The sequence below is a fragment of the Algoriphagus sp. genome (genome assembly GCF_024642405.1).
GTDB lineage: Bacteria > Bacteroidota > Bacteroidia > Cytophagales > Cyclobacteriaceae > Algoriphagus.
The window spans coordinates 1-6,220 of sequence record NZ_JAHEBC010000226.1 but is presented as its reverse complement, the minus strand read 5'-3'; the positions used below and the strand labels follow the sequence as shown (position 1 = coordinate 6,220).

The following is a 6,220-nucleotide window of genomic DNA, read 5'->3' as shown; positions in this document are numbered from 1 at the left end:
TGTTAAATACTACCTACAATGATATGTTCAGGATGGCCATATTCTCCATCGGGTCCATAAGCGATAATTAGGTCGGGTTGAATCTGAAGAATAGTTTGTTTAAGCTTTTCTCTTAATTCTATTCCTGATTCAACGGCAGCTCTAACACCATCTTTTTGTCCGTGTTTTCTATCTAAGCTAATCAAATCATAAAAAATAGGTTCTGAAATCCCCAGTTTTTCACAAGAGCAAATGGCTTGTTTTTTATTAGATAGGGCCAAAGAGTCAGGATTTTTGTTTCCGGATTGTGTGGCATAACGCCCATCAACACCAATGACCAAATGGACATTATATCCAATTCGTGAAAATTTTGCCAATACGGACCCAAATCCAGTTTCATCATCTGGATGGGCAACTACTACCAATATGTCTTTCGATTTATTCTGTTTTTCATTGCATGAAAAGGTGATTGCAATTATTAAAACAGAAAAAATATATCTTAATGCAGATTTGTTCATCTTATTTGACAGGTATGCAGCACAACACTTTTTTAAACCCAAGTTCCGATAGTCTATCCTATTTATATCCGGATTGTCCACAGGGGAGTCGGGTATTGTGGAAACCAAATTAAGGATTTCATCGATCTCATCTTTAGTGCTTTGATTATTTTTGTTTGATATTAAAATACATTGGTTTATTATGTGAATGACTTCCCTTCCTTATGATATGACAGTGTTTCCAAACTGAGAAGATTTATTCCTTTTGATACCACTTTTCGAGTCCAGTTAATTTGCAGAATCCAATCTCTAAGCCTGAACGGAAAATTTAGAATCTTCAGGTCCAATTACCCGGATTTAAACCCCGTGATCCAAGTTCAGGATTACAAATCCTGAATAGCTGCCAAAAACTCAGGCTAATTTTTATTTTTTGTTTCTATCTTTTCACTCTTAAAAATACCCAAAGAACCCTCACTATCGAGTGAGATTCTATTAGAAGTTCACCACCAAATAGTAAGACCTTTATGAGAGTTCCTTTTCTAATTCTTTTTCTTGTTTTTAGTTTCAGCTTTTCTATTTCAGCCCAAACGATTGATTTCTCTAGGTTAAAAAATCTAAACATCCGAAACGTCGGTCCCGCCAATATGAGCGGTAGGATTACTACCATTGATGTGGTGACCGAAAATCCAAAAATCATGTATGTTGGTGCAGCCTCTGGTGGAGTGTGGAAATCGGAAAATGGAGGTTCAGCTTGGAAGCCTGTCTTTGATAAGCAACCCACCCAGAATATTGGTGCTTTGGCCATCCAACAAAGCAATCCAAATGTGATTTGGGTAGGAACAGGAGAAGGAAACCCTAGAAATTCTATGAATTTGGGAATGGGGATTTTTAAGAGTGAAGATGGGGGAGAAAGCTGGCAGCATATGGGACTGGAAGACACCAAAACCATTCATCGGATTATCATCGATCCAGTAGATCCAAACATTGTCTATGTCGGTGCCATGGGTGATCCCTTTACTGCAAACGAACATAGAGGTCTTTATAAAACGATTGATGGAGGGTTAACATGGGAAAAGATTTTATTTTCTAATAATCTATCAGGAATTGCCGATCTGGTGATGGATCCCAGCAATCACAACAAACTATTTGCTGCTTTGTATGAGCATAAAAGAACGCCTTATTATTTTACTTCCGGAGGCGAAGGTTCTGGCTTGTATGTCTCTCAGGATGCGGGGAAGAATTGGCATAAACAAGGAGTTGAGGAAGGGCTGCCTACAGGGGATTTAGGTCGGATTGGTTTTGCCATTGCTGCATCCGAACCTGATCGAATGTATGCGAAAATAGAAGCTGAAAAAAATGCGATCTACCGAAGTGATAATGGTGGTGATTCCTGGGAAATGATCAATGACAATCCCAAGTTTGCCAATAACAGACCCTTCTATTTTCAGGAATTGGCAGTTGACACGGAGGATAAGGAGAGACTCTATAATATTTATCAGCCTTTATCTGTTAGTTATGACGGTGGGATTACTTTTGATCCCATACCAATGATTCCGGCAGATGAAACGAAAGGGATTCATGCGGATTTTCATGCTTTTTGGGTAAATCCAAACGATGCAAAGCACTTTATTATCGGTGGCGATGGGGGATTGGGAATTACCTACGACCATGGCAAAAGCTGGTATTTTCCAGAGACAATTCCTGTTGCCCAATTCTATCATGTCGGGGTGGACAATGACGTTCCTTATAATGTATATGGAGGAATGCAAGACAACGGGAATTGGTCCGGACCTGCTTACACCTGGAAAAGAGGAGGGATCCGCACCTTGTATTGGCAGTATTTAGTGGGTGGCGATGGATTTGATATTTCTCCTGATTTAGATAATTCGAGATTTGGCTATGGTTCCTCGCAAAACGGGAATTTATACCGATACGATAAGCTGACAGGTTATTATGTGAGTATTCAACCTCCAGCTCCGGATGTGAAAACAAGCCTCCGCTTTAATTGGAATGCCGGTTTTGCCAGGAATCCTTTGGATGCTAATTCGGCCTATTATGGTTCCCAGTTTGTGCATGTTACTTATGATAAGGGTGCTTCTTGGGAAATCATTTCACCGGACTTAACCACGAATAATCCTGAACACCAAAAGCCCGATTATGGAGGACTTACATTGGATGTTTCGGGTGCGGAGCGCTATAATTCTATTTTGACGATTGCTCCAAGTTCCTTGGATAAAAATGTCATTTGGGTGGGAACAGATGATGGTCAGGTTCAGTTGACAAGAGACGCAGGAAAAACTTGGGTAAACCTTACTTTCAATATCAAGGGAATGCCGGATGAGGGTTGGATAGCCCAAATAGAAGCCTCTCGATATGATAAAGGCAGCGCCTGGATGGTAGTTAATAATTACAGAAAAGGGGATTATGCACCCTACCTTTTTAGAACAAATGACTTCGGTAAAACTTGGGTTCGCCTTGCGGATGAAGTAAAAGTAAAAGGATATGCACTCACAGTGATTCAGGATCCTGTGGAGCCCAAATTGGTTTTTCTGGGAACTGAAAATGGTTTATGGATAAGTATTGATGAAGGAAATAGCTGGGAGCAATTCATGAATGGGTTTCCTTCTGTTTCAACCATGGATTTGAAAATTCAGGAACCCGAATCCGCTTTGATAGTTGGGACTTTTGGAAGGGCAATTTGGGTATTGGATGATTTATTGTCTTTGAGGGAAATTGCTGGAAATAGATTGAAAACCGGGATTAATGCCTTGCCAATGAATGATGCAGTTCAAGTCAAAGGCCTTTTTATCAATCCTCCCGGAAATATCTGGACAGGATTTTATACCACTTTTGAGGGAGAAAATAAAGTATTTCAGAAAACTCAAATTCCATTCTATTTATCGAATCAACCATCCAAAAATCACAAGGTAAAAGCGGAAGTTTTTGATGCCCAAAATAGATTGATCAATACGATTGAAGCAGACAGCTTAGAAGATGGATTAAATTATCTGATTTGGAGATTAGACGAAAAATCTGCGGCAACTTCAGGAGCTTGGCAAGATGAATTTTCCAGAGATATTCCGGTTTTACCCGGAGAATATCGCATCGTGATTAGTGATAGTCTTTTCTCTGATACTACCAAAGTGAAAGTAATTCCAGATCCGAGATTTGATTTGGAGGCAAGTGTGGATGAGGAACTCTACAAATTCCGAAAAGAAGCGGATGTTCTTCTTGCGAAATTGAAGAATGAATTAAAGATCATCGATGAAAAGAAAGCTTCGGTGGATGAGCTGATCCAAAAGAAAAATGAGGCCAATGTTAGTGCTGAAGATGAAACTCTTGTTTTGGCAAAAAGCATGCAGCAACAATTGAAGGAACTCCGTGCTCAGGGGCAGACTCCAAGACCGGAACGACAAGTTGGGGCTTGGCAATCTTTCGAAACTTCGCCCTATTCAAAAATTCAGGATGCGCTAGCTATTGCTGCGGCACAAACCAAAGTCCCTTCCAAGCAAAACTGGGATGTACTTAATCAGGCAGCAGGATTGATTGATGAATATTCAATCAAGGTCAATTTCTTTATGGAAAATCAATGGCATTCTTTTGAGTCAGAAGTCAACAAAGAAAATCTATAAAAAGGAATAATAAACTTGGTTTGGAAATTCTAGTGGATTACAGCTTCAGCTTCAATTTCGACCATATATCCTTCTCCGACTAATTTTGCCTCAACCAGCGTATTTGCTGGGTTGATGCCTTTAAATCTCTCACCATGTGCTCGGGCAACGGGTTCCCAATCTTTGATTTCATTGACGAAAATCCGGGTGCGGACTACATCTTCCAAGGAAGCCCCAAAAGAGGTAAGCACCCCCTCAAATTTATCGATGATAAAATGGGTTTGGGCAGCAGCGTCATTTCCTCCGATCATCAAAGGACCATGCGTGGCAGTAGTTCCTGAAATATGGATTCTATTTCCATCTTTCACCGCTCTACAGTAACCTGCATATTCTTCCCATACCGTGCCACTGAAAATCTGTTCTCTGTTCTTGCCCGTTTTTATTGGGGTGAAGGCTTTGGGGATGGTTTCCAAATGATCACTCAAATCACCTGATGCGGTCAAAAAAGGAGGTTTTCTATACTCGTCCCCGCAATCTCCAGGAATAGCTTTTAAATGACTTTGAGCTTCTTTGATTGCTTCCATATCCTCAGGCTTCAAATCAATCTCCAACATTTTTTTATTGTCTGCTATATGTTCGCTTTCACCTAGACGTGCACCAACTATGATAGCGGCGACAACGGGATTCTCGAGGATATATCGACTAGCGATATTGGCGATGGAAGCTTGGTGTTTATCCGCTACTTCCCTAAGCGTTTGCAATAAATTCTGAAAAGGAACCCAGCCTCCGGCAGTATCTATAAAACGCTTGTACTTCATTTGAGACCATGTGCTTAATTCTTTCTCATTCGGCTCGGATTTACCCAGCCATTTGTCAGATAAAAATCCGCCTGCTAAGGTTCCAAAAGCCAAAAGTTTTACGTTATAAGCCTCGCAAACAGTTTTCATTTGTATTGAAGCCCTTTGGTCAATCACTGAATGGCAAACCTGATTGCTAACAATTGGAATTCCGCTTGCACAAGCCATTCGTAAATGTGCTGCATCAAAATTAGTGACTCCAAGATGCTTTATAAGTCCCTCATCTTGCATCTCTTTTAAGTGAAAAAGCCCATCCAGCCAACTTGGATCATGATACACCCAGGCATGAAATTGCAAGAGATCAATACTACTTTGCTGCATTCTATCGAGGGCAGTTTGAACCGCTTCGCGAACATCCTCACGCGTGATTTTTCCTGGCTTCGGAACCCATTTGGTAAATAATTGAACTACGTTTTTATCTTCCAGACCATTTTTAAAAGTTCCCGCAATGATTTCGCTGGACCCATAATGATCAGCCATATCAAAAGAGGTAAGTCCTGCATCCACATAGGGCTGCATATATTTTGCGGTAGCAATAGGATCTAGGGTTTTGCCATCTCTCTCCATATCGGCTATTTGCCACAACCCCGTTACTATGCGGGAAATCTCCAATTGTTCTGTTAGTTGAATTTTTGGGTTCATTTTTTACTCTTCAGGAAGTTTTAAAAACTGTTTTGAAATTTGAGGGTCACTTTTTTTCAATCGTTTCCAATTATATACAAATATAACACTAGCCAAACCCATGACGATCAACCAAATTGGAGTAGAATGAAAATACCAAGCGCTGGTTTGGGCTGTTAAATCCTTGTACGTATGTATGGCCAGAAAACCTGATAAGGTGAGGATTCCTAACCAGCCAATACACAACTGCAATGTTCGGTTTTTTAAGACAGAAATTCTTTTTGCAACTGGCGGATTAATCTTGCTGATGCTTACCAAGGTGATGCACATTAAGAGAAAGTTTACCATCATGGAAGTCACCATAATATCTATTCCCAAAAAGAAATCTCCTGCCAAATGAGAACCTAATACTCCAATACTTGCCATACATCCAGCGACAAGAAGTGCGACAAAGGGCGTATGGTTGGTAGGATGAATTTTTGAAATGGCTTTAGGGAAAATACCGTCTTTTGCCCAAGCAAACATCAGCCTGGAAACGGATAAAAGCATGGCAGGTAAATCATTGATTAATGCAATGGCAGCACCAACCAATATGGCGATTCCCCAACCAGAAGGTAGCACATAGCTCAAGAGTCCCGGAGCTGTAATATCTTTT

The 6,220-nt window shown here is 40.5% G+C and carries 3 protein-coding genes and 1 pseudogene; 1 reads left to right on the top strand and 3 read right to left on the bottom strand.

Annotated elements, in window-relative coordinates:
* Positions 1-2: 2 nt before the first annotated feature.
* Entirely contained in the window at positions 3-497 is a 495-nt protein-coding gene (locus tag Q0L68_RS14725; RefSeq protein WP_296704685.1) for a PIG-L family deacetylase, read from the bottom strand.
* Between the two features lie 623 nt (positions 498-1,120).
* Here Q0L68_RS14725 and Q0L68_RS14720 point away from each other — a divergent pair.
* The gene (locus tag Q0L68_RS14720; RefSeq protein WP_296704682.1) at positions 1,121-4,108 is read left to right on the top strand and encodes a hypothetical protein; all 2,988 of its coding nucleotides are present in this window, start codon (positions 1,121-1,123) and stop codon (positions 4,106-4,108) included.
* A 29-nt stretch (positions 4,109-4,137) separates the two neighbouring features.
* Here the strand turns inward: Q0L68_RS14720 and Q0L68_RS14715 are convergent, their stop codons facing one another.
* Positions 4,138-5,586: an aldo/keto reductase gene (locus Q0L68_RS14715; RefSeq protein WP_296704679.1), complete on the bottom strand. Its 1,449-nt coding sequence runs from the start codon at positions 5,584-5,586 to the stop codon at positions 4,138-4,140.
* Between the two features lie 3 nt (positions 5,587-5,589).
* Positions 5,590-6,220 (bottom strand): annotated as a pseudogene (locus Q0L68_RS14710) (amino acid transporter); the annotation flags it as partial.

Coding starts and splice junctions, on each gene's coding strand:
- Q0L68_RS14725 (WP_296704685.1), bottom strand. CDS start 497: ATGAACAAATCTGCATTAAGATATATTTTTTCTGTTTTAATAATTGCA.
- Q0L68_RS14720 (WP_296704682.1), top strand. CDS start 1,121: ATGAGCGGTAGGATTACTACCATTGATGTGGTGACCGAAAATCCAAAA.
- Q0L68_RS14715 (WP_296704679.1), bottom strand. CDS start 5,586: ATGAACCCAAAAATTCAACTAACAGAACAATTGGAGATTTCCCGCATA.